This is a genomic window from Curtobacterium sp. VKM Ac-2852 (assembly GCF_013205045.1).
GTDB lineage: Bacteria > Actinomycetota > Actinomycetes > Actinomycetales > Microbacteriaceae > Curtobacterium > Curtobacterium flaccumfaciens.
In genome coordinates this window covers 54,743-74,108 of sequence record NZ_JABMLI010000001.1, presented here as the reverse complement: position 1 = coordinate 74,108, position 19,366 = coordinate 54,743, and the positions used below count along the sequence as shown (strand labels likewise).

At 72.8% G+C, this 19,366-nt stretch carries 13 protein-coding genes; 9 read left to right on the top strand and 4 right to left on the bottom strand.

The window, feature by feature from the left end:
• Positions 1–75: 75 nt before the first annotated feature.
• Positions 76–3,459 carry an efflux RND transporter permease subunit gene (locus HQQ79_RS00385; RefSeq protein ID WP_367948021.1) on the top strand — a complete coding sequence of 1,128 codons (3,384 nt, stop codon included), beginning with the start codon at positions 76–78 and terminating at the stop codon, positions 3,457–3,459.
• On the opposite strand, the gene HQQ79_RS00380 is transcribed toward HQQ79_RS00385, so the two are convergent.
• Positions 3,456–3,752: a hypothetical protein gene (locus HQQ79_RS00380; RefSeq protein ID WP_027465048.1), complete on the bottom strand. Its 297-nt coding sequence runs from the start codon at positions 3,750–3,752 to the stop codon at positions 3,456–3,458. The genes HQQ79_RS00385 and HQQ79_RS00380 overlap by 4 nt on opposite strands.
• Positions 3,753–3,895: 143 nt before the next feature.
• Positions 3,896–4,912, bottom strand: a complete 1,017-nt coding sequence (locus HQQ79_RS00375) for an alpha/beta hydrolase (protein ID WP_139179289.1) — start codon at positions 4,910–4,912, stop codon at positions 3,896–3,898.
• A 106-nt stretch (positions 4,913–5,018) separates the two neighbouring features.
• On the opposite strand from HQQ79_RS00375, the gene HQQ79_RS00370 reads away from it, so the two are divergent.
• From HQQ79_RS00370 to HQQ79_RS19040, 4 genes are all read left to right on the top strand, one after another.
• A complete protein-coding gene (locus HQQ79_RS00370; RefSeq protein WP_173032125.1) occupies positions 5,019–5,873 on the top strand; it encodes a polyphosphate kinase 2 family protein in 855 nt (284 codons plus the stop codon).
• A 269-nt stretch (positions 5,874–6,142) separates the two neighbouring features.
• Entirely contained in the window at positions 6,143–8,302 is a 2,160-nt protein-coding gene (locus tag HQQ79_RS00365) for a DEAD/DEAH box helicase (RefSeq protein WP_173032124.1), read from the top strand.
• Positions 8,303–8,479: 177 nt separating this feature from the next.
• Complete coding sequence (locus HQQ79_RS19045; protein WP_173032123.1) at positions 8,480–10,513, top strand: DUF2156 domain-containing protein; 2,034 nt, start codon at positions 8,480–8,482, stop codon at positions 10,511–10,513.
• Positions 10,510–11,790 carry an alpha/beta hydrolase-fold protein gene (locus HQQ79_RS19040; RefSeq protein ID WP_173032122.1) on the top strand — a complete coding sequence of 427 codons (1,281 nt, stop codon included), beginning with the start codon at positions 10,510–10,512 and terminating at the stop codon, positions 11,788–11,790. The genes HQQ79_RS19045 and HQQ79_RS19040 overlap by 4 nt, the downstream gene beginning before the upstream one ends.
• 165 nt (positions 11,791–11,955) lie before the next feature.
• On the opposite strand, the gene HQQ79_RS00350 is transcribed toward HQQ79_RS19040, so the two are convergent.
• Positions 11,956–12,465 carry a DinB family protein gene (locus HQQ79_RS00350; protein ID WP_173032121.1) on the bottom strand — a complete coding sequence of 170 codons (510 nt, stop codon included), beginning with the start codon at positions 12,463–12,465 and terminating at the stop codon, positions 11,956–11,958.
• A 36-nt stretch (positions 12,466–12,501) separates the two neighbouring features.
• On the bottom strand, positions 12,502–13,080 hold the full coding sequence (locus HQQ79_RS00345) for a MarR family winged helix-turn-helix transcriptional regulator (protein WP_173032120.1): 579 nt from the start codon (positions 13,078–13,080) through the stop codon (positions 12,502–12,504).
• Positions 13,081–13,288: 208 nt separating this feature from the next.
• On the opposite strand from HQQ79_RS00345, the gene HQQ79_RS00340 reads away from it, so the two are divergent.
• The 4 genes from HQQ79_RS00340 to HQQ79_RS00325 all read left to right on the top strand — a co-directional run bounded on the left by HQQ79_RS00340 (position 13,289) and on the right by HQQ79_RS00325 (position 19,357).
• The gene (locus HQQ79_RS00340; protein ID WP_173032119.1) at positions 13,289–13,876 is read left to right on the top strand and encodes a hypothetical protein; all 588 of its coding nucleotides are present in this window, start codon (positions 13,289–13,291) and stop codon (positions 13,874–13,876) included.
• A gap of 68 nt (positions 13,877–13,944) precedes the next feature.
• Positions 13,945–15,141 (top strand): S24/S26 family peptidase, encoded by a 1,197-nt coding sequence (locus HQQ79_RS00335; RefSeq protein ID WP_173032118.1) that lies wholly within the window; start codon positions 13,945–13,947, stop codon positions 15,139–15,141.
• 62 nt (positions 15,142–15,203) lie between these two features.
• Positions 15,204–16,367: an exonuclease SbcCD subunit D gene (locus HQQ79_RS00330; protein ID WP_173032117.1), complete on the top strand. Its 1,164-nt coding sequence runs from the start codon at positions 15,204–15,206 to the stop codon at positions 16,365–16,367.
• Positions 16,367–19,357 carry an AAA family ATPase gene (locus HQQ79_RS00325; protein WP_173032116.1) on the top strand — a complete coding sequence of 997 codons (2,991 nt, stop codon included), beginning with the start codon at positions 16,367–16,369 and terminating at the stop codon, positions 19,355–19,357. Before HQQ79_RS00330 ends, HQQ79_RS00325 begins: the two co-directional genes overlap by 1 nt.
• The last annotated feature ends 9 nt before the right edge of the window (positions 19,358–19,366 follow it).

The window sequence follows — 19,366 nt, the reverse complement described above, 5'->3', positions numbered from 1 at the left end:
CCTCGGTCCTGATCCGACGGCGGGTTCTGGCTGCCAGCCGAGCGTTCGTCGGTCGGTCCTGCGAGGATCGATGACGTGCACTTCCTCTCGGTCTTCAGCCTGCGCAACCGGGCCCTCATCGCGCTCGTCACGATCGTGGTCGCGGTCTTCGGCGGCATCGCGCTCTCGAGCCTCAAGCAGGAGCTGATCCCCAGCGTCGAGTTCCCGCAGGTCGCGATCGTCAGCGCCTACCCCGGAGCCACGCCAGAGGTCGTGTCGAACGACGTCTCGACCAAGATCGAGCAGGCGATCCAGGTCGTCCCGGACCTCGAGTCGACCAGCGCGACCTCGTCCACCGGGCAGAGCGTGGTGTCGGCTTCGTTCCAGTACGGATCGAACCTGGCGAGCGCCGAGGACAAGATCCAGACCGCGGTGAACGCGCTGTCGCTGCCCGACTCGGTGCAGACGCAGATCGTCACCGGGTCCTTCGACGACCTGCCGGTGCTGCAGGTCGCGGTCTCGGCGTCCGGCAACCAGGAGCAGCTCGTCGACCGGCTGCAGGCCTCGGCGATCCCCGACCTCGAGAAGCTCGACGGCGTGCGGCAGGCGGACGTCTTCGGCAACCCGGGTCGTCGGGTCGTCATCACGCCGAACCAGGACGAGCTCGCCGCCCGCGGCCTGACCCAGACGGCGATCTCGGACGCGCTCGACGACAACGGCACGCTGATCCCCGGCGGCACCATCACCGAGGACGGCTCGACCCTGTCGGTGCAGACGGGCGAGCGGATCGCTTCGCTCGAGGACATCCGCGCCCTGCCGCTGACGAGTTCTTCGAGCTCGTCGACTTCTTCGGGCTCGTCGGGCTCGGACGGGTCCGGGTCGGGTGCCGCCGGGACGGCATCGTCCGGTGACGGCACGGCTGCGGGTGCCACCGGTACGGGCGCGACCGGCACCGGCGCGACCGGAACCGGCACGGGTACGACCGGCACCGGGGCGACCGGTGACACCGCGACGGGCGGGTCCACGACCGCGGCCACTCCCACCGACACCACCCTGGGCGACGTCGCGAAGGTCGCCATCACGGAGTCGCCGCGCACCTCGATCAGCCGCGTGGACGGCCAGCAGGCCCTGACGATCTCGATCACGAAGACGCAGGAAGCCAACACCGTCGACGTCTCCAAGACCGTGCGCGACGCCCTGCCCGGCATCGAGGACAAGATCGAGGGCGACCCCCGTTTCACCGTCGTCTTCGACCAGGCGCCCTACATCCAGCAGTCCCTCGACTCCCTGGCCGAGGAAGGCCTGCTCGGGCTCGCCTTCGCGGTGATCGTCATCCTGGTGTTCCTGCTGTCGTGGCGCTCCACGCTCGTCACCGCGATCTCGATCCCGACGTCGGTGCTCCTCGCCGCGATCGGCATGCGCGCCGCCGGGTACACGCTCAACATCATCACGCTGGCGGCCCTCACGATCGCGATCGGCCGCGTGGTCGACGACTCCATCGTCGTCATCGAGAACATCAAGCGGCACATGCTCCCCGGCGTCGACCGCGGCCGTGCCGTGCGGGAGGCCGTACGCGAGGTCGCGGGTGCGGTCACCGCGTCGACGCTGACGACCGTCGCGGTGTTCCTGCCGGTCGCCTTCGTCGCCGAACTCGTGGGGGAGCTGTTCCGGCCGTTCGCCGTGACCGTCACCCTGGCGCTCGTCGCGTCGCTGTTCGTCTCGCTCACCATCGTCCCCGTGCTCGCGTACTGGTGGCTGCGCCCGCCGAAGGCGAAGCCGGGCGACGCGACGACGGCAGCGGACGCGGAAGCTGAAGCGGTCGAAGCGCCGTCGGCTCCCGACGTCGAGCACGATCGCTCCGAGGGTGCGCTCGCCTCCGCCGCCGACCTGCACGACGCCGGCACCGCCGACCGTCTGCGCCGCGTCTACCTGCCGGTGCTCCGGTGGGTCGTCCGGAAGCCGGTCGTCGTCATCCTGCTCGCCGTGATCGTGCTCGGCGGAACGGTCGCCACGCTGCCGTTCGTCACCACGAACTACCTCGGCGACTCGGGGCAGAACACCTTCACGGTCACGCAGGACCTGAAGGCCGGCTCCAGCCTCGCCGTCCAGTCCGAGTCCGCCCGCAAGGTCGAGCGCGCGCTGCAGGACGTCGACGGCGTCGAGACCGTGCAGACCACCATCGGCACGAGCGGCCAGTCGATCCAGGCGGCGTTCGGCGGTGGCGGCAGCGCCTCGGTGCAGTACGCCGTCACGACCGACGCCGAGGCCGACCAGCCGACGATCCAGGCCGACGCCCGGAAGGCGATCGGGGGGATCGAGAACGTCGGCGAGGTCACCATCGCGTCCTCCGGCGGCGGGTTCGGCGGCAGCAGCGACATCGAGGTCGACGTCACCGCGCCGACCCAGACGCAGCTCGAGACGGCGTCGCGCCAGGTGCTGAAGACCATGCAGTCGGTCCCGGACACCACGGGCGCCACGAGCAACCTGTCCGCCGCGGAGCCGTTCCTCGCCGTCCGGGTCGACCGCCAGAAGGCCGCGTCACTCGGCCTGACCGAGACCCAGGTGGGTGGCCTCGTCGCCGCAGCGGTCTCGCCGCGGGACACCGGCAGCATCGAGATCGACGACGCGACGCTCGACGTCTACATCGCCGACCCGGAACCGCCGACCACCATCGGCGCACTCCGTGCCCTCGACGTGCCGACGAGCACCGGCACGGTACCGCTGTCCGACGTCGCCACGGTCGAGGAGTCCGAGGGGCCGACCACGGTCACCACGACGAACGCGGCCCGCACCGCCACGATCACCGTGACGCCGGACGCTACGAACCTCGGTGCGGCCGTGCAGTCCGTCACGACCGCCGTCGACGAGCTCGACCTGCCGAAGGGTGCGACCGCCTCGATCGGTGGCGTCGCCGCCAGCCAGTCGTCGGCGTTCTCGCAGCTCGGGCTCGCGGTGCTGGTCGCCGTGCTGATCGTCTACGTGATCATGGTCGCGACGTTCCGGAGCCTGCTCCAGCCGCTGCTGCTGCTCGTGTCGGTGCCGTTCGCGGCGACGGGCGCGATCCTGCTGCAGATCGCGTCGGGCGTCCCGATCGGCGTCGCGTCGCTGATCGGTCTGCTCATGCTCGTCGGCATCGTCGTGACGAACGCGATCGTGCTCATCGACCTCGTCAACCAGTACCGACGGCGCGGGTTGCGGGTGCGCGAGGCGTTGATCGAGGGCGCCACACGACGCCTCCGTCCGATCCTGATGACGGCGATGGCGACGATCTTCGCGCTGCTGCCGATGGCGATCGGGCTGACCGGCAAGTCCGGCTTCATCTCGCAGCCGCTGGCCCTGGTCGTGATCGGTGGCCTGGTGTCCTCGACGCTGCTGACGCTCGTGGTGCTGCCGGCGCTGTACTTCGTGGTCGAGCGGGCTCGAGAGCGCCGCGCGGATCGGCGGGCAGCGCGGCAGACGGAGCCGGGCGAAGCGGTCTAGCGGCGGTACTCGGCGTCGATGGCGGCGAGGGGCGAGACGACGACGCGCTCGGTCCGCTCCTCGCGCTCGACCGCACGGAACCACGACACGAGCACCAGGGTCAGCGTCACGAGGAACACCACGGCGGCGCCCTGCGACACGACGGCCAGCTGCCCGGTGACCGAGGCGTACCCGCCGAACGACACCGCGGCGACGAACGACAGCCCGAGCAGCAGCTCCCCGAACGTCTGCAGCGCCGGGCGGTCCCAGCGGGTCGCAGCGGCGCGGGCAGGGCGGGTCGAGGTGTCGGTCACCCCAGAAGTCTGCGGCCGGGGGCGCGGCAGCGGCAGTCCCGACTCCGGGTGGCACCCACCCGGGGCACGCGGTCGGACGCCCTGCGCGGCCGGCCGGTCGGACGCCCTGCGCGGTCAGGCGATCAGCCGGTCAGCCGGCGCGGTCAGCCCAGCTGCGTCCGCAGGAACGTGACCACGCGGCGGCTCATCGCCTCGTCGAGCTGGGCGATCGAGTGCGCCGTGCCCTCGACCGCCACGAACGTCACCGGGACGTCGTGGGACCGGAGCGTCGCGGCGAACTCCTGCGACTCCCACATCGGGATGAACTCGTCGGTGGAGTGCCCGATGAAGAACGGCGCGGTGTCCGAGGTGACGTGGAACTCCGGCGACGCCCTGGTGGCCGCCGGGCACCTGGCGTACGACCGGCACCCCAGGTAGAGCAGCTGCTTGCGCTGGAAGGCCGCCGACACCCCGTCGGGCTCGGTGGACCGGGTGGTCAAGTTCGTCGGCCCGCTCAGGTCGACCACGGCACGGATCCGGTCGCCGTCGGCGTACGCGGCGGAGTCGTGGTCGGTGACGGCGAGCATCGCGGCGAGGTTGCCGCCGGCGCTGCCGCCGAACACGCCCACGCGCTGGGAGTCGACGTCGTAGGTCTCGAGCGTCGCCGGACGGAACACGTAGTCGAGCGCACGGCGGACGTCGTCGAGCCCGGCCGGGAACGGGTCGGTCGGCGCCAGCCGGTAGTCGACGTTGAACGTCACGAAGCCCTCGGACGCCAGGTACTTGCACACGGACCGGTAGGCGGCGGTCGCCTTGTCGCCGTGCGACCAGCTGCCGCCGTGGATCATCAGGACCGCCGGGCGTCCGGTGGCGGCCCCGACCGCTCGGGCATCGGGGTCGGCGGTGGCCGAGGCGGACGGCGTCGCGGTGGGGGTCGCCGTCGTCGCGGGGTCGCTGTCGGCCGGCAGGCACACGTCGAGGCGCTGCAACGGATCGGTGCCGTAGGGCACGTCGGCCACCACGTCGATGCCGTGGTACCGCAGCGACAGCGGGTAGATGATGCTGTCCGCGGTCACCGTCGCGTTCTCGTCGCCGACCGGGTCCGTGCTGCAGGACGCCATCGCGCCGAGCGCCACGACCGCGGCGACGAGCGCGAGCACTGAGCGGCGGCCGGACTTCATCACGTCCACGCTAGCCGCACCGGCAGCCGCCCACGTCACCCGAGCGGAGGACGGCAGTGCGAGGATGAGCACGGCAGCCGCCGACCGGAGCACCGCAGGAGGACCCGTGAGCAATCGCAAGGCCTGGAACGCCGATCCCGAACCACTGCTCCGCGTCGAACCCGGGTTCCGCCTCGACCAGGTGGACCCGGACGGCACCCCGGGCTTCCCCGGCCGCAAGATCGACGGCCTCGAAGCCCTCGCAGCCGGAGCCTCCCGTCTCGCCGCCCTGCAGGAGCGCCTGTACGCGGCGTCGACCGTTGGCGACGAGCGGCGGGTGCTGCTCGTGCTGCAGGCGATGGACACCGCGGGCAAGGGCGGCATCGTCTCGCACGTCGTCGGTGCGGTCGACCCGAACGGCGTGCACTACGCCGGCTTCAAGGCCCCGACGGCCGAGGAACGCGAGCACGACTTCCTCTGGCGCATCGAGAAGCAGCTGCCCGCAGCCGGGCAGCTCGGCGTGTTCGACCGCTCGCACTACGAGGACGTGCTCGCCCAGCGGGTCCGTGGGCTCGCCGCGCCGGACGAGATCGAACGTCGGTACGGCGCGATCACCGCCTTCGAGGACGGCCTCGCCGCCGCCGGCACGACCATCGTAAAGGTCATGCTGCACATCTCGAAGGACGAACAGCGCGAGCGCCTCGGCGACCGGCTCGACCGCCCCGACAAGCACTGGAAGTTCAACCCGGGCGACATCGACGACCGCCTGCTCTGGGACCGCTACCAGCAGGCGTACCAGATCGCCCTCGACCGCACGTCGACCCCGCAGGCTCCCTGGTACGTCGTTCCCGCGAACCGCAAGTGGTACGCCCGCCTCGCCGTGCAGCAGCTCCTGCTCCGGGCGCTGGAGGACATGCACCTGTCGTGGCCGAAGGCGGACTTCGACGTCGCCGAGCAGCGTCGTCGGCTCGCGGAGTCCTGAGCGCACGACCCCGGCCTGGAGGCCCGTCCCGCGTCCGGCACGCCGCCGCCGGACCGCGCGGGGCTGGCGTCAGGGCACCGGCTCGCGTAGACTCGCTCGGTCGGCCTTCGACGTCGTGACATTGTGATCACGGAAATTCTGCTGGGTGTGTGTTGCTCGAGGGCTGGAATCACGTCGACTCGCGACGGGATGAACCCCCTCTCCGCAAGCAGCCCCCGCCGATGTCGCTGTCGGGCGCTGCGGTACGTTGCGCACCCGAGAAAGCAGCCATGGCCCCGTACAACAAGGGCGGCGCGGACAACCGCGCCTCCGACCGCGTCCGCCACCCGAACGGCACCCCCGCCGCCCGCAGCAGCAAGCACCGCGGGTTCCGCGCCGCCGACTCCTCGCAGCCGCGCCAGAAGCAGCGCTGGGACGCCGAGGAGCGTCGCGGCCGCGCGTCGCAGGGTGAGCGTCCGGCCCGTCCGAACTGGGAGCCGCGTGACAGCGGCGGCCAGCGGCGCCCCGACCGCGACGACCGTGGCGGCCGTGGCTACAACCGCGATGCTCCCTACTCGCACGGCCGCCCCGACGCTCCGCAGGCTCCGCGTCGCGCCGGAACCGGCTCGCAGGGGCCCAGCGCCCCGCGTCGCTTCGATCGTGACGACCGCGCGCCCCGTCGTGACAACGATGACCGGCCCCGTCGCTTCGACCGCGATGACCGCGCCCCGCGCAGCTTCAACCGCGATGACCGTGCCCCGCGTCGGGACAACGACGACCGTCCGCGTCGCTTCGACCGCGACGACCGCGCCCCGCGCAGCTTCAACCGCGATGACCGTGCGCCCCGTCGCGACAACGATGACCGTCCGCGTCGCTTCGACCGCGACGACCGCGCCCCGCGCAGCTTCAACCGCGATGACCGTGCGCCCCGTCGGGACAACGACGACCGTCCGCGTCGTTCGTTCGACCGCGACGGCCGCGCGCCCCGTCGCGACAACGACGAGCGTCCCCGTCGTTTCGATCGTGACGACCGCGCTCCGCGCAGCTTCAACCGCGACGACCGTGCGCCCCGTCGGGACAACGACGACCGCCCGCGTCGCTCGTTCGATCGCGATGACCGCGCCCCGCGCAAGTTCGACCGCGACGACCGCACCGACCGTGCCCCGCGCCGCTCGTTCGACGAGCCCGAGCGCGGCAAGTTCGTGCCGGCCGACGACGTCAAGCTCGAGAAGCTCCAGGCCGAGGCCACCATCGCGGCCGACGTCGAGGGCGTGACCTTCGGTGACCTGGGCATCGGCGGCAACATCTCCCGCGCCCTGCAGGAGCTCGGCGCCTCGAGCCCGTTCCCGATCCAGGCGGCGACGATCCCCGACGTGCTCGCCGGCAAGGACGTCCTCGGCCGTGGCCGCACCGGTTCCGGCAAGACCATCGCCTTCGGTGCACCGCTGGTCGAGAAGCTCATGGAGCACGGCGGCGGCACCAAGCGCAAGATGGGCCGCGCCCCGCGTGCGCTCATCCTCGCGCCGACCCGTGAACTCGCCCTGCAGATCGATCGCACGGTGCAGCCCATCGCCCGTTCGGTCGGCCTGTTCACGACGCAGATCTACGGCGGCGTGCCCTACGGCCGTCAGGAGGGCGCGCTCGAGCGCGGCGTCGACATCATCGTCGGCACCCCCGGTCGTGTGCAGGACCTCATGAACAAGGGGAAGCTCGACCTCAGCGAGGTCATCATCTCCGTGCTCGACGAGGCCGACCACATGTGCGACCTCGGGTTCCTCGAGCCGGTGCAGGAGATCCTCTCCGCCACGGCCGAGGTCACCCCGCAGGGCAACCGCGCGCAGAAGCTGCTGTTCAGCGCGACGCTCGACACCCAGGTCGCGGCGCTCGTCGAGCAGTTCCTGCACGAGCCGAGCGTGCACGAGGTCGCGGGTGAGGACCAGGCGTCCTCGACCATCGACCACCGTGTCCTCGTGGTCGAGCAGCGCGAGAAGGACCGTCTCCTCGAGGAGCTGGTCGCCGGCGACGGCAAGACCATCGTCTTCGCCCGGACCCGCGCCTACGCCGAGCGTCTGGCCGACCAGTTCGAGGACGCCGGCATCCGCGCGACCTCGCTCCACGGTGACCTGAACCAGTCGCGTCGCACGCGCAACCTGCAGCTGCTCACGAGCGGCCGCGTCAACGTGCTCGTCGCCACCGACGTCGCCGCCCGCGGCATCCACGTCGACGACGTCTCGCTCGTCGTGCAGGCCGACGCCCCGGACGACTACAAGGCGTACATGCACCGCTCCGGCCGCACGGGTCGTGCCGGCAAGGAGGGCACGGTCGTGACCATCGTCCCGCGTGGCCGCATCCGCAAGATCGAGGGCATCCTCGAGCGCGCCGAGATCGAGGCGGACCTGGTGCAGGCCGCACCCGGTGACGGCATCGTGTCGGAGCTCGCCGCGCGCTAGTCGCGACCACAAGACGGACAGGAGGCCCGGTACCAGCTGGTACCGGGCCTCCTGTCCGTCACACGGTGCGACCGAAGACCGCACTTGCGCCCGGGTCATCCTCTCGGAGGACCCAGAGCCGCCGTGCTCATGCCCCCGACTGATGACACGGGCGAGCAGGACCGCTGCAATGATCACGTGACACCCGCAGCGCTCGTCGGACGACTCCGCCGGTTCCCCGTCTCCGTCTCCGTGGCCGCAGCGACGACCGCGCTCCTCGTGACCGCGCGGATCGCTCACGCCGAACCCGACTTCCCGCACCACCCGCCCGTCGCGTGCCTCGCCATGGTCCTCGTGATCGTGACGACGGTGCTCGCCGAACGGTCCCTCGGTTCCGTCCGCACGGTGGTCATCGGCGTGGTGGCCCCGGCGCTCGGCGTCCTCGGAGCCCTGCTCACCGTCAGCATCGGGTCAGCGCTCGGCGAGGCACACGCCGAACTCGCGGTCGGCCAGCCGCTCTTCGCCCCGTCGATCGTCGCCGCCGCCTTGCTCGGTGCCGCTTCGGCAGCGATGCCCGCGCAGCACCGGTGGCGGACGCGAGCCGCGCTCTGGACCGTCGTCCTCACGCTCGTGCTCTTCGCCGGCCACGGATCGGACCTCGCCCGTGCCCTGGCGACGCTGCTCGGCACCGCAGCCGGTTCGTTCGTGGTGCGCCGAGCCTCCGGTCCCGACGCGCCGACCGCGCGTGACACCGTCAGCGCACGCACGTGCGTCGTCGCGACGCTCATCGCGCTCGGCGCGGGCACCCTGGTGACCCCTGTCGTGCCGGACCCGGACGGCGTGCTCTCGGTGTTCGCCGACGCCATGAGCGACCGAGCCGTCGTCATCGTCGGGCTCCTCCTGCTGGTGTCCGCCTGGCTCGTGCAGCGTGGCCGGCGGACGGGCATCGTGCTCGCCGTCGGCGTGCTCGTGACGCTGACCGCCGTCCTCGCCGATGTGTTCCTCATCGAACCGATGACCGACGACGCCGTGCAGTGGCGCGGTCTCGGGCTGGACGCGATCGAGTGGCAGGTCACGCTGCTCGGCGCGTGGCTCGTGCCGGCGATGGTGCTGCTGGCGGTCCTGGCGCTCCGCGGACGCCTCGTCCGCTCGCGGTTCCGTGCCGCCACCGACGGCCGCGGTGCCCTGGTCGAGATGCTCCGCGACGGCGATGCCGGAACCCTCGGCCACATGGGCACCTGGCGCGGCAACGCCACCTGGACGGACCCGGACGGACGCGGGGCCGTGGCGTACCGGGTCTGCGGGGACGTGGCACTCACCGTGTCGGACCCGGCGTGCAGCGCTGCGGACCGCGCCGAGGTCGTGTCCGCGTTCACGGCCTTCTGCGACCGCAACGGCTGGGTACCCGCGTTCACGAGCGTGCACGACCCGGTGCGGCAGATCCTCGCCGCCGACGGGTGGACCGCGCTGCCCGTGGGAGTCGAGTCGGTGCTGGACGTCGCCACCTTCGACCTGCGCGGCAAGAAGCGGCAGGACCTCCGGACGGCCTCGAACCGGGCGGACCGTGAGGGGGTCCGCGACGAGTGGACGACCTTCGACGCCCTGGCTGACGACCACCGTGCCGAGGTCGAGGCGATCTGCGCGCGGTGGGCGAGCGACCGGAGACTGCCGGAGATGGGGTTCACCCTGGGCGGCTTCCACGAGCTCGACGACCCCGACGTCCGACTCATGCTGGCGGTGACGGCCGACGGGCAGGTGACCGCGGTCACGAGTTGGCTGCCCGTGTACGAGCACGGCGTGCTGGCCGGCTACACGCTCGACGTCATGCGCCGCGGCGACGACGGCATGCCGGGCGTCATGGAGTTCCTCATCGCCCGGACCGCGATCCGGGCACGCGACGCAGGCCTGCAGATGATCAGCCTCTCCGGCACGCCGCTCGCCGCCCACGACGGCGCACCGTCACTCGTGTCCTTCGGATCGGTCCTCGTCGCCCGACTCCTCGAGCCGGTGTACGGGTTCCGGTCGCTCCAGCGCTTCAAGGAGAAGTTCGGCGCCCGACACGAGGCGCTCTGGATCGTGGTCCCCACGCCGTTGCACGTGCCGCGGGTCGCACGTGCCCTGGCCGGCGCGTACGTACCGGGCCTCCGTCCGAAGCACCTCTGGGCACTGCGGCAGGCACACCGCTCGGTCGTGCGCGAGCCCGCTCCGACGCGGGTGGTGTCCGAGCAGTGAGTCCGACCGAGTGGCTGCTCGCCACCCAGCTGCAGGCGCCGTCCAAGCTCGTCCCGCTGGACGTGGCGTTCGCCGTGCTCGGTCTCGCCGTCCTGCTGCCGGCGCTCGGGGCGCTGCGTTCGCGCGTCGCGTGGCGACGGGCCGGGGTCCGCGCTGCCGTCGCGGTGGTCGCCGCCGCGGTGGTGCTCCTCGTGTGCTGGGTCCTCAGCGATCTGATGAACCTGTTCGGCGTCGCGCTGAGCCCCGTCACCCGGATGTGGTTCGTCGTTGCCGCAGCTGCACTGGCCCTGGCGGTCGTCGGACTCGTGCAGGGCCGTCGCTGGCGCCGCGTCCTCGCCGGGCTGCTCGTGCCGACCGCGCTGCTCGCGTCCGCCCTCGGGGTGAACGTCGAGTTCGCGATGTACCCGACGCTCGGCACCGTCGTGCAGACGGACCCGTTCCCGGAGCTCGACCTCGCCGCAGCCCCCGTCGCCACCATGCCCACGACCGGCGAGGTCCGCACCGTCGAGATCCCCGGGGAGCGATCGGGGTTCCCCGCACGGCCCGCCGTCGTCTACCTCCCGCCCGCTGCCCTCGTCAGGGATCCGGCGCCGCTGCCCGTCGTCCTCGCCTTCTCCGGTCAACCGGGGGCTCCGAGCGACCTGTTCACCGCCGGCAGGATGGGCACCGCACTCGACGGCTACGCCGCAGCCCACCACGGCCGAGCGCCGATCGTCGTCTCCGTCGACCAGCTCTCCGCGCCCGGCCTGAACACGATGTGCGTCGATTCGGACCTCGGCAACGCAGCGACCTACGTCACCGAGGACGTGCCCCGCTGGCTGACGGCGCACCTCCCGGTGACCCCGGACCGCCGTGCGTGGGGCCTCACCGGCTTCTCGCAGGGGGCGACCTGCGCGATGCAGTTCGCCACCGCGCACCCCGACCGGTTCGGGGCCGTGCTCGCGGTGTCCAGCGAGCTGCAGCCCATCGACCAGAACCCGCAGCACAGCGCCGACCGGGCCTTCGGCGGATCGATCACCGCGTGGAAGGCCGCCGGTCCGATCGCGCAGATGCGGGCGGACGACCTGCACGGGCACGCCTTCTGGTTCACCGCGGGGTCGGCAGACGGGGCGTTCAGCCGCAACGCTCGCGTCCTCGCCGACGCTGCTCGGGCAGCGGGCGCGGACACCAGCGTCGCGTCCGCCCCGGGGAGCGGACACGACTGGAACACCGTGCAGTGGTCGTTCCGCACCGAGCTCCCGCACCTGGCCGACGCGCTGTCCGCGGGGCGTCACTGATCCGCGCCACCGGGGTCTGACCCACCTTCTGACGGACGGGAGGCCCGGTACCAGCTGGTACCGGGCCTCCCGTCCGTCACATGGTGAGCACCAATGGTCGGGTCGCGACGTCCGACCCGACCATTCCTGCTCACGAAGCGGCGGCGCGACCGCGCCCGCGCGCGCTCAGCGGTTGAAGAACAGCAGCCCGCGCACGAAGCCGGCCTGCCCGGCGTGCTGCGTGCAGTCGTCCAGGATGCTCACGAGTCGCGCGCCGGCCGTCACGGGCGGGTCCCACGCGTCGTCGACGACGGGGTCGAGGTCGTCCGGGCCGAGCGTGCCGAGGTGTGCGACCGTGCGCTCGTGCACCGCGCGCAGGTACCCGGTGAGCAACTCGGCGGAGGCCCGCACCCGCCCGACGTCGTCGCGGGACATGCCGTACCCGAGCGCCTCGGCCGGGAACGGCAGCCCGAACCGGTCGTACCAGCCGTCCGCCGTCCAGACCTGCTCGGAGCCGGCGAGCTCGGCGATCTGCACGTCCTGGCCGCGGGCGATGTGCCACGCGAGCCACGCGAGGGTGTTCGCCCCGGCGGCCGGCCGTGCCGCGAGCTGGTCTTCGGAGAGGCCGTCGACGGCCCGCTCGACCGTCTCGGGGACGCGGGAGAACGCTTCGGTGAGGAGTTCAGAGGGGGTCATGGCGCTCACGCTACGCGCGGGCCGTGACACCCGCTGTCACACGGCGGCGCTGCGGTGGTGGCGCTCCAGGGCGGCACCGAGCCCCTCGAACGCGGCCGCGACCACGGCGCGGTCGGACGGTGCGACGACCTGCCGGAACGCGTCGGAGTAGACGGCGCCGACCTCGCGGGCGACCGCCGTGCCCGACGGCGTGAGGTGCAGGAGCACGCTCCGGCGGTCCTCCGGGTTCGGGCGACGTTCCAGGTGGCCGTGCTTCTCGAGTCGGTCGATCAGCGACGTCATCGCCCCGGTGGTGAGCTCGAGGTACTCGCCGGCCTGCTTCGGGGTCACGCCGTGGCCGCCGGCGGCGCTGAGGAAGAACACGAAGCGGGTGTCCGTGGCGTTCAGCCCGCGGATCGTGCTCTCGTGGTGCAGGACGCGCGCGTGCTGCATCTGGAGCACCCGGAAGGCGGTGAGCAGTCGCGGCAGGTCGGCGTCGGGGTCCGTGTCGGCGGTGACGGGGTCCACCGCCGTGACGTCGGGCGACATCGGTGCCGGCGGCGTGGTGGGGGCGACGCGCGCCGCGGGGACGGCGGGTGCGTGCTGGGGGAGGACGACCGGGTCGGTGTCCGTCATGGGAGCTCTTCTCGGGTACAGGGTGGGAACTTCAGTCAACAAGTAACTCACTCGTCAAGATACCCCCATCAGTGGGGACATCTCAGGTCTTGTGAGCTGCTCGAACGCCAAGTAGCTTGATCGTCGTACCACCTCGGCACGTAGCGCGACCAACCACCGCGGGCCCGTCCGAACCACCGATCAGATCTCTTCCTCACGGAGTCCAACCATGTCTCGTGTCACGCCTCGTGCTGCCCGCCTCGCCATCCCCGCCGCCCTCGTCGCCTCGGGGGTCGTCGTCTCGACGGCCTCGTACGCGGCGTTCTCCTCGACCACCGTCAACCCGACGAACAACTGGACGGCCGGCAGTGTCGCCCTGTCCGACGACGACAACAACACCGCGCTGTTCACGGCGAACAACCTGAAGCCCGGCTCGGCCGGTGCGAACTGCATCGCGGTGACCTCGACCGGTTCGCTGCCCTCGGCCGTCAAGCTCTACGGCACGAACGTCTCGACCACGAAGGACCTGGCCGCGAACGTCAACCTGACCATCGAGCAGGGCACCGGCGGCGGCTTCGGCTCCTGCTCCGGCTTCACCCCGGCCGCCACCGGCGGCTCGCTCTACAGCGGCACCGTCGCGGGCTTCGGCGCCGCCTCGACCAACTACGCGACCGGCGTCGGCACCTGGGCCCCGACCGGCACCGCGTCCGAGACGCGCGTCTACCGCGTCAGCTACACGGTCTCGAGCACCGCCCCGAACACCGTGCAGGGCGGCACCGCAGCCCTCGGCTTCACCTGGGAGGCCCAGAACAGCTGAGCCGGGACCGGGGCCGAACCAGCCCCGCCCGTTCCCTCCCCGAAACGCGCCCCCGGTCGAAGGCAGTCATGAGCAGCATCGCAGTGCACGGTGGTCCCGCACCGCACGCAGCGGTCCGTGACGCCGTCGACTGGGGGCGCGTCGTCGTCGCCACCCTCGCCCGGGGCGTGGTCGCGACGCTGCTCGGGCTCGCGCTCTGGGCGGCCGCGCCGGCGCTCATCGGCTGGCAGCCGACCACCGTGATGACGGGCTCGATGGAGCCGCGGATCGTCCCAGGTGACGTGGTCGTCTCGCGTCCGGTCGGTTCGGGCGAGATCGCGACGGGCAAGGTCCTGCTCGCCGACGACCCGGACCAGCCGGACCACCTGCGCATGCACCGCTACGTCGAGGACGGCCCCCGCGGCACGATGGTCACGAAGGGCGACGCCAACCCCCAGCAGGACTCCACGCCGATCGAGCGCTCCGCCGTGCACGGTGTCGCCTTCCTGCGCATCCCGTTCATCGGGACACCGATCCGGTGGATCAGCGCGGGGGAGTGGGGCCTGGTCGCGATGCTCGCGCTCGGCCTGACCGCGGTGCTCGCGCTCTGCACGATCGATGGGTCGCTCCGGCGACTCGTCGAGGCCGACGACACCGACGGTGCGGCCGGTGGTCCGGACGACGCGGCTGGTCCGGATGACGCCGCCGGTCCGGCAGACGGTACCGACGACGGCCTGGAGGCGCGGGACGGCACCGCCACGGGCCTCCCGACCGCTGCGTCCAGCGTCCTCACCCGTCGCGCGCTGCGTCGACGAGCGCGTCGCGTGCGGCGGCTGCGCCGCGTGGGCGGGGGCACCGCGGTGCTCGTGCTCGCCGCGGCCGTCGGCGTCCTGCTGCCCGGGGCGGCGGACGCGGCACCGTGGTCACGGACCACCGTCGCTCCGACCGCGAGCTTCACGGCGGGCACGGCGACCGGTGTCCCCACCCTGACCTGCGCCCCGGCCGGGTCGAACGCGGTGACGATCTCGTGGACCTACGACAACGGCGCGACCGTGCCGGTGTCGTTCGACCTGATGAACGGGACGACGCAGGTGGCCAGCACGACCACCGCCGGTGCCCGTTCGATGCCCTACGCCGGCGCCGGGCTCCTGAACCTCGGCACCACGTACACGCTGCACCTCCGCACGAACCTCGGCAACAACTGGACCGCGACGAGCACACCGACGGTCAAGGTCAAGGTCGTCTCGGTGCTGGGCCTGGCGTCCGCCAGCTGTGTGACCGCCTGAGTCCTCCACAGGGCGCCGCGAGGTGCCCTGTGGATGTCCCCGGCCGGCGTTACCGTGGCCGCATGCGCATCCTGCACACCGGCGACTGGCACCTCGGCCGCACACTGCTGGGTGCCGACCTGCTCGAGCACCAGGCCGCGTTCACCGACTGGCTCGTCGACCTCGCCCGCGAGCGCGCGGTCGACCTCGTCGTCATCGCCGGCGACGTCTACGACCGCGCGATCCCGCCGGTGGACGCCGTCCGCATGCTCTCCCGCGCGCTGGAACGCCTCGCCGAGACCACGACGGTGGTCCTCACGCCGGGCAACCACGACTCGGCCGCGCGGCTCGGCTTCGGGGCCGGCGTGATGGGGCAGCGCGTTCGCATCCTCGCCGAGCCCGCACACGTGGCCGATCCGGTGCTCGTCACCGACGACGACGGCCCGGTGGCCGTGTACGGCATCCCGTACCTGCACCCCGACCTCACGCGGTACGCCCTGGCGGCGGTCCCCGACGAGCCCCTCGCCCGCTCGCACCACGCCGTCGTGCACGCCGCCACCGAACGGATCCGCGCCGACCTCGCGACGCGGGCCGGCACCCGGAGCGTCGTCGTCGCGCACGCCTTCGTCGGGGGCGCCGACCCGAGCGACAGCGAGCAGGACATCCGCGTCGGCGGGGTCGACCGTGTCGCCGAGTCGGTGTTCGACGGGTTCGACTACGTCGCCGTCGGGCACCTGCACGGCCCGCAGCGCGTCGGCGACGACGACCGGATCCGGTACGCCGGGTCGCCGCTGGCGTTCTCGTTCGGCGAGCGGCACCAGCGGAAGTCCGTGACCGTCGCCGACCTCGACGCGGCGGGCGCCGTCACCGTCGAGCTCGTGCCGACCCCGGTGCCGCGGCGGCTCGTCGACGTCCGGGGCAGCATCGACGCCATCGAGTCCGGGGAGTTCCTGGCCGATGCCGACGCCTGGGTGCGCGTCGCGGTGACCGACACCGTGCACCCGGAACGCATGTACGCCCGCGTGAAGGACCACTTCCCGCACGCCCTGGCGATCACGCACGAACCGGCGGACCGGCCGGCCGCCACCGCCGCGCGGGCCGTCACCGCGACGTCCGACCCGGTCGAGGTCGCCGGCGACTTCGTGGCCTTCGCCACCGGCGGGCTGCCCGACGACGACGAACGGGCGGTGCTGACCGAGGCGTACGAGGCCGCGGTGCTCGCCCTGCAGCGTGAGGGGGACCGCTGATGTACCTGCACCGACTCGAACTGCGCGCCATCGGGCCGTACCCCGACCTCGTGACGATCGACTTCGCGGCGCTGGCCGCGTCCGGGGTCTTCCTGCTCGAGGGGCCGACCGGTTCCGGCAAGTCGACGATCATCGACGCCGTCGTGTTCGCCCTGTACGGCGGACTCGCCGGTTCCGACGCCAGCTCCGACCGGCTGCACAGCCAGCACGCCGACCCGGCGGTCGAACCGTTCGTCGAGCTCGTGTTCGAGACCGGCGCAGGCGTGTTCCGGGTCCGGCGCACCCCGCAGTACGACCGCCCGAAGCAGCGGGGGACCGGCACGGTGAAGCAGCAGGCGTCCGTGCAGCTGTTCCGACTCGCCGCGCCCACCGACGTCGCCGGCGAACCCCTGTCGTCCCGCATCCCCGAGGTCGGGGTCGAGATCGCCCGGATCGTCGGGCTCGACCGCGCGCAGTTCCTGCAGACCGTGGTGCTGCCCCAGGGCGAGTTCGCACGGTTCCTCCGCTCCCCGGGTGAAGACCGCCGGAAGCTCCTGCAGTCGTTGTTCGGCACCCAGGTCTACGACCGCACCGCCGACGAACTCGCCGCTCGCCGCCGAGCCGTGCAGGCCGAGGTCGAGGGGGCCGACGACCGCGTCCGCGACGCCCTGGCCCGGTTCGCGCAGGCGGCCGACCTCGCCGAGGCCGACGAGTCCGTCGTCCCCGGCACGGTGGCGTCCCTCCGCGCGACGGCCGACGCCGCCGAGGCAGCCCGGACGGCTGCGGTTTCCGCTGCGACGGCGGCGACCGACCACGAACGATCCGTGACGGCCCGTGCGGCCGCCCTCGAGCGACGAGCGGCGCTGCTGCTGCGGCAGGCTGTCCTCGACGATGACGCCCCGGCGATCGAGCAGGCACGGACCGCGGTCGCGACGGCCGAGCGTGCCGCCCGGGTCGCCGCGGTGGCCGACGGCCTCGACGCCGCGACCGTGCGGGCCGACGACACCGCCGCGGCAGCAGCCCGGTTGCGCGACCAGCACGCGCTCCGCGCCGTCGACGCACAGCAGATCGCCCGGCGCCGCGACACACTGACCGACGCCCTGTCCGACGCCCGGCACCTCGTCGCGGTCGAGGCCGGAGCGGATGCCAGGCGCACCGCGATCGCCGAGGCCACGGCGACCGCATCGCGGCTCACCGACGACCTCGCCGCCCTCGACACCGCGCTCGAATCCCGGCCGTCGGAACGAGCCCGGATCGTCGAGGCCGCCCGGACCGCCTCGACGACCGCTGCCGACGCCGACGCCGCCGCGCACGAGGTCGCCCGGGTGCAGTCGCTCCGCGCCGACCTGGCCGCGCGCGACCGCGCCGAGCAGCGCGTCGGCGATGCCGAACGCGTCGTGGCCGGTGCCCGCCGTCGGGCCACCGAGGCGCTCGATGCCGAACGCTCTCTGCGCGAGCGCCGGATCGCCGGGCTCGCCGGGGAGCTCGGTGCCGCGCTGACCCCCGGCGATCCCTGCCCGGTGTGCGGATCGACGGCGCACCCGTCGGTGGCCGCGCCGCAGGACGACCACCCGACGATCCAGGCGGTGGAGTCCGCGGGCGACGCCACGCGTCTGGCCGACCAGCAGCTCGCCGACGCCGCGGCCGACCTGGCCGTCGACCGTGCGGAGCACCTCCGGCTGACCGCCGTCGTCGGCACGGTCGACACCGTCGCCCTCGACGCCATGACGGTGGCCGCCGACGAGCGGGTCCGAGCGGCGCACGAGGCTGCGGCGCTGGTGCTGGAGCACGAGCGCGAGCGGACGGCGCACGACACCGCGACCCGGGCGCTCGAGCGTGAGCGGAACGACCTCGACGCCCGGCGCACGGTGCTCGCGTCGACCGCGGCCTCCGATGCCGAGCGGCTCGAGGCCGACCTGCGATCGGTGCACGAGGCGATCGACCGGCTCGCAGCACTGCTCGACAGCGACGACGACCGCTCGCCTGTCTCGCTCCACGCCGTGGTCGACGAGCTCGACGGGCGGCTGACGGTGCTCCGCGCCGTCGCCGAGGCCGACGAGCGCGCGGCCACCGCGGCCCGCGCCCGCGACGAGCGCGGCGCCGAGGTCGCCCGGGTCCTCGACGAGCAGGCGTTCCCCGACGTCGCTGCCGCACGAGCCGGCCTGCTCGACCCCGACACCGTCGCGCGCTTCCGCAGCAGCATCAGCGCAGCCGAGTCCGAGCGCGCCGTCGTGCGGGCAGGGCTCGACGACCCCGCGGTGGTGCAGGCCGCCGACGACGATCCGGAGCAGCTCGACGTGCTGGCGGCGCAGGCCGAACGGGTCCGCGCGACGGCCGAGCTCGACGAGGCCACCCGGCTCGCGGTGACCGCAGCGCACCGCGCCGAGGCCGTCGAGCAGTGTGCGACCGAGGTCCACCGCACCGTCCGTGCGCGACAGGAGACCTCGGCCCGCAGCCGCGCCGTCGTCCGCCTCGCCGACGTCGCGAACGGCGTGGCATCGGTCAACCCGACCGGCATCACGCTCGGCACTTACGTGCTCATGCGGCGCTTCGAGGACGTCGTGGCGGCGGCGAACGACCGGTTGCGCGGCATGCTCGCCGGACGCTTCACCCTCGAGACCTCCGACGAACGGGAGTCCGGGTCACGGTCACGACGGACGGGGCTCGCCCTCGCCGTGCACGACCACACGACCGACACCGTCCGTGACCCCCGCAGCCTGTCGGGCGGCGAGACGTTCACCGTGTCACTGTGCCTGGCGCTCGGGCTGGCCGACGTCGTGCAGGCCGAGGCCGGCGGGGTCTCGCTCGGCACGCTCTTCGTCGACGAGGGGTTCGGCACGCTCGACCCCGAGACCCTCGACGACGTCATCGGACAGCTGTCCCGACTGACCGCGGGCGGGCGACAGGTCGGGATCGTCAGCCACGTCGAGGAACTCAAGCAGCGGATCCCGGAGCGGATCGCCGTGCGCCGCACCCCGACCGGCGGGTCGCGGGTGACGACGACGGTCTGACCAGACCTG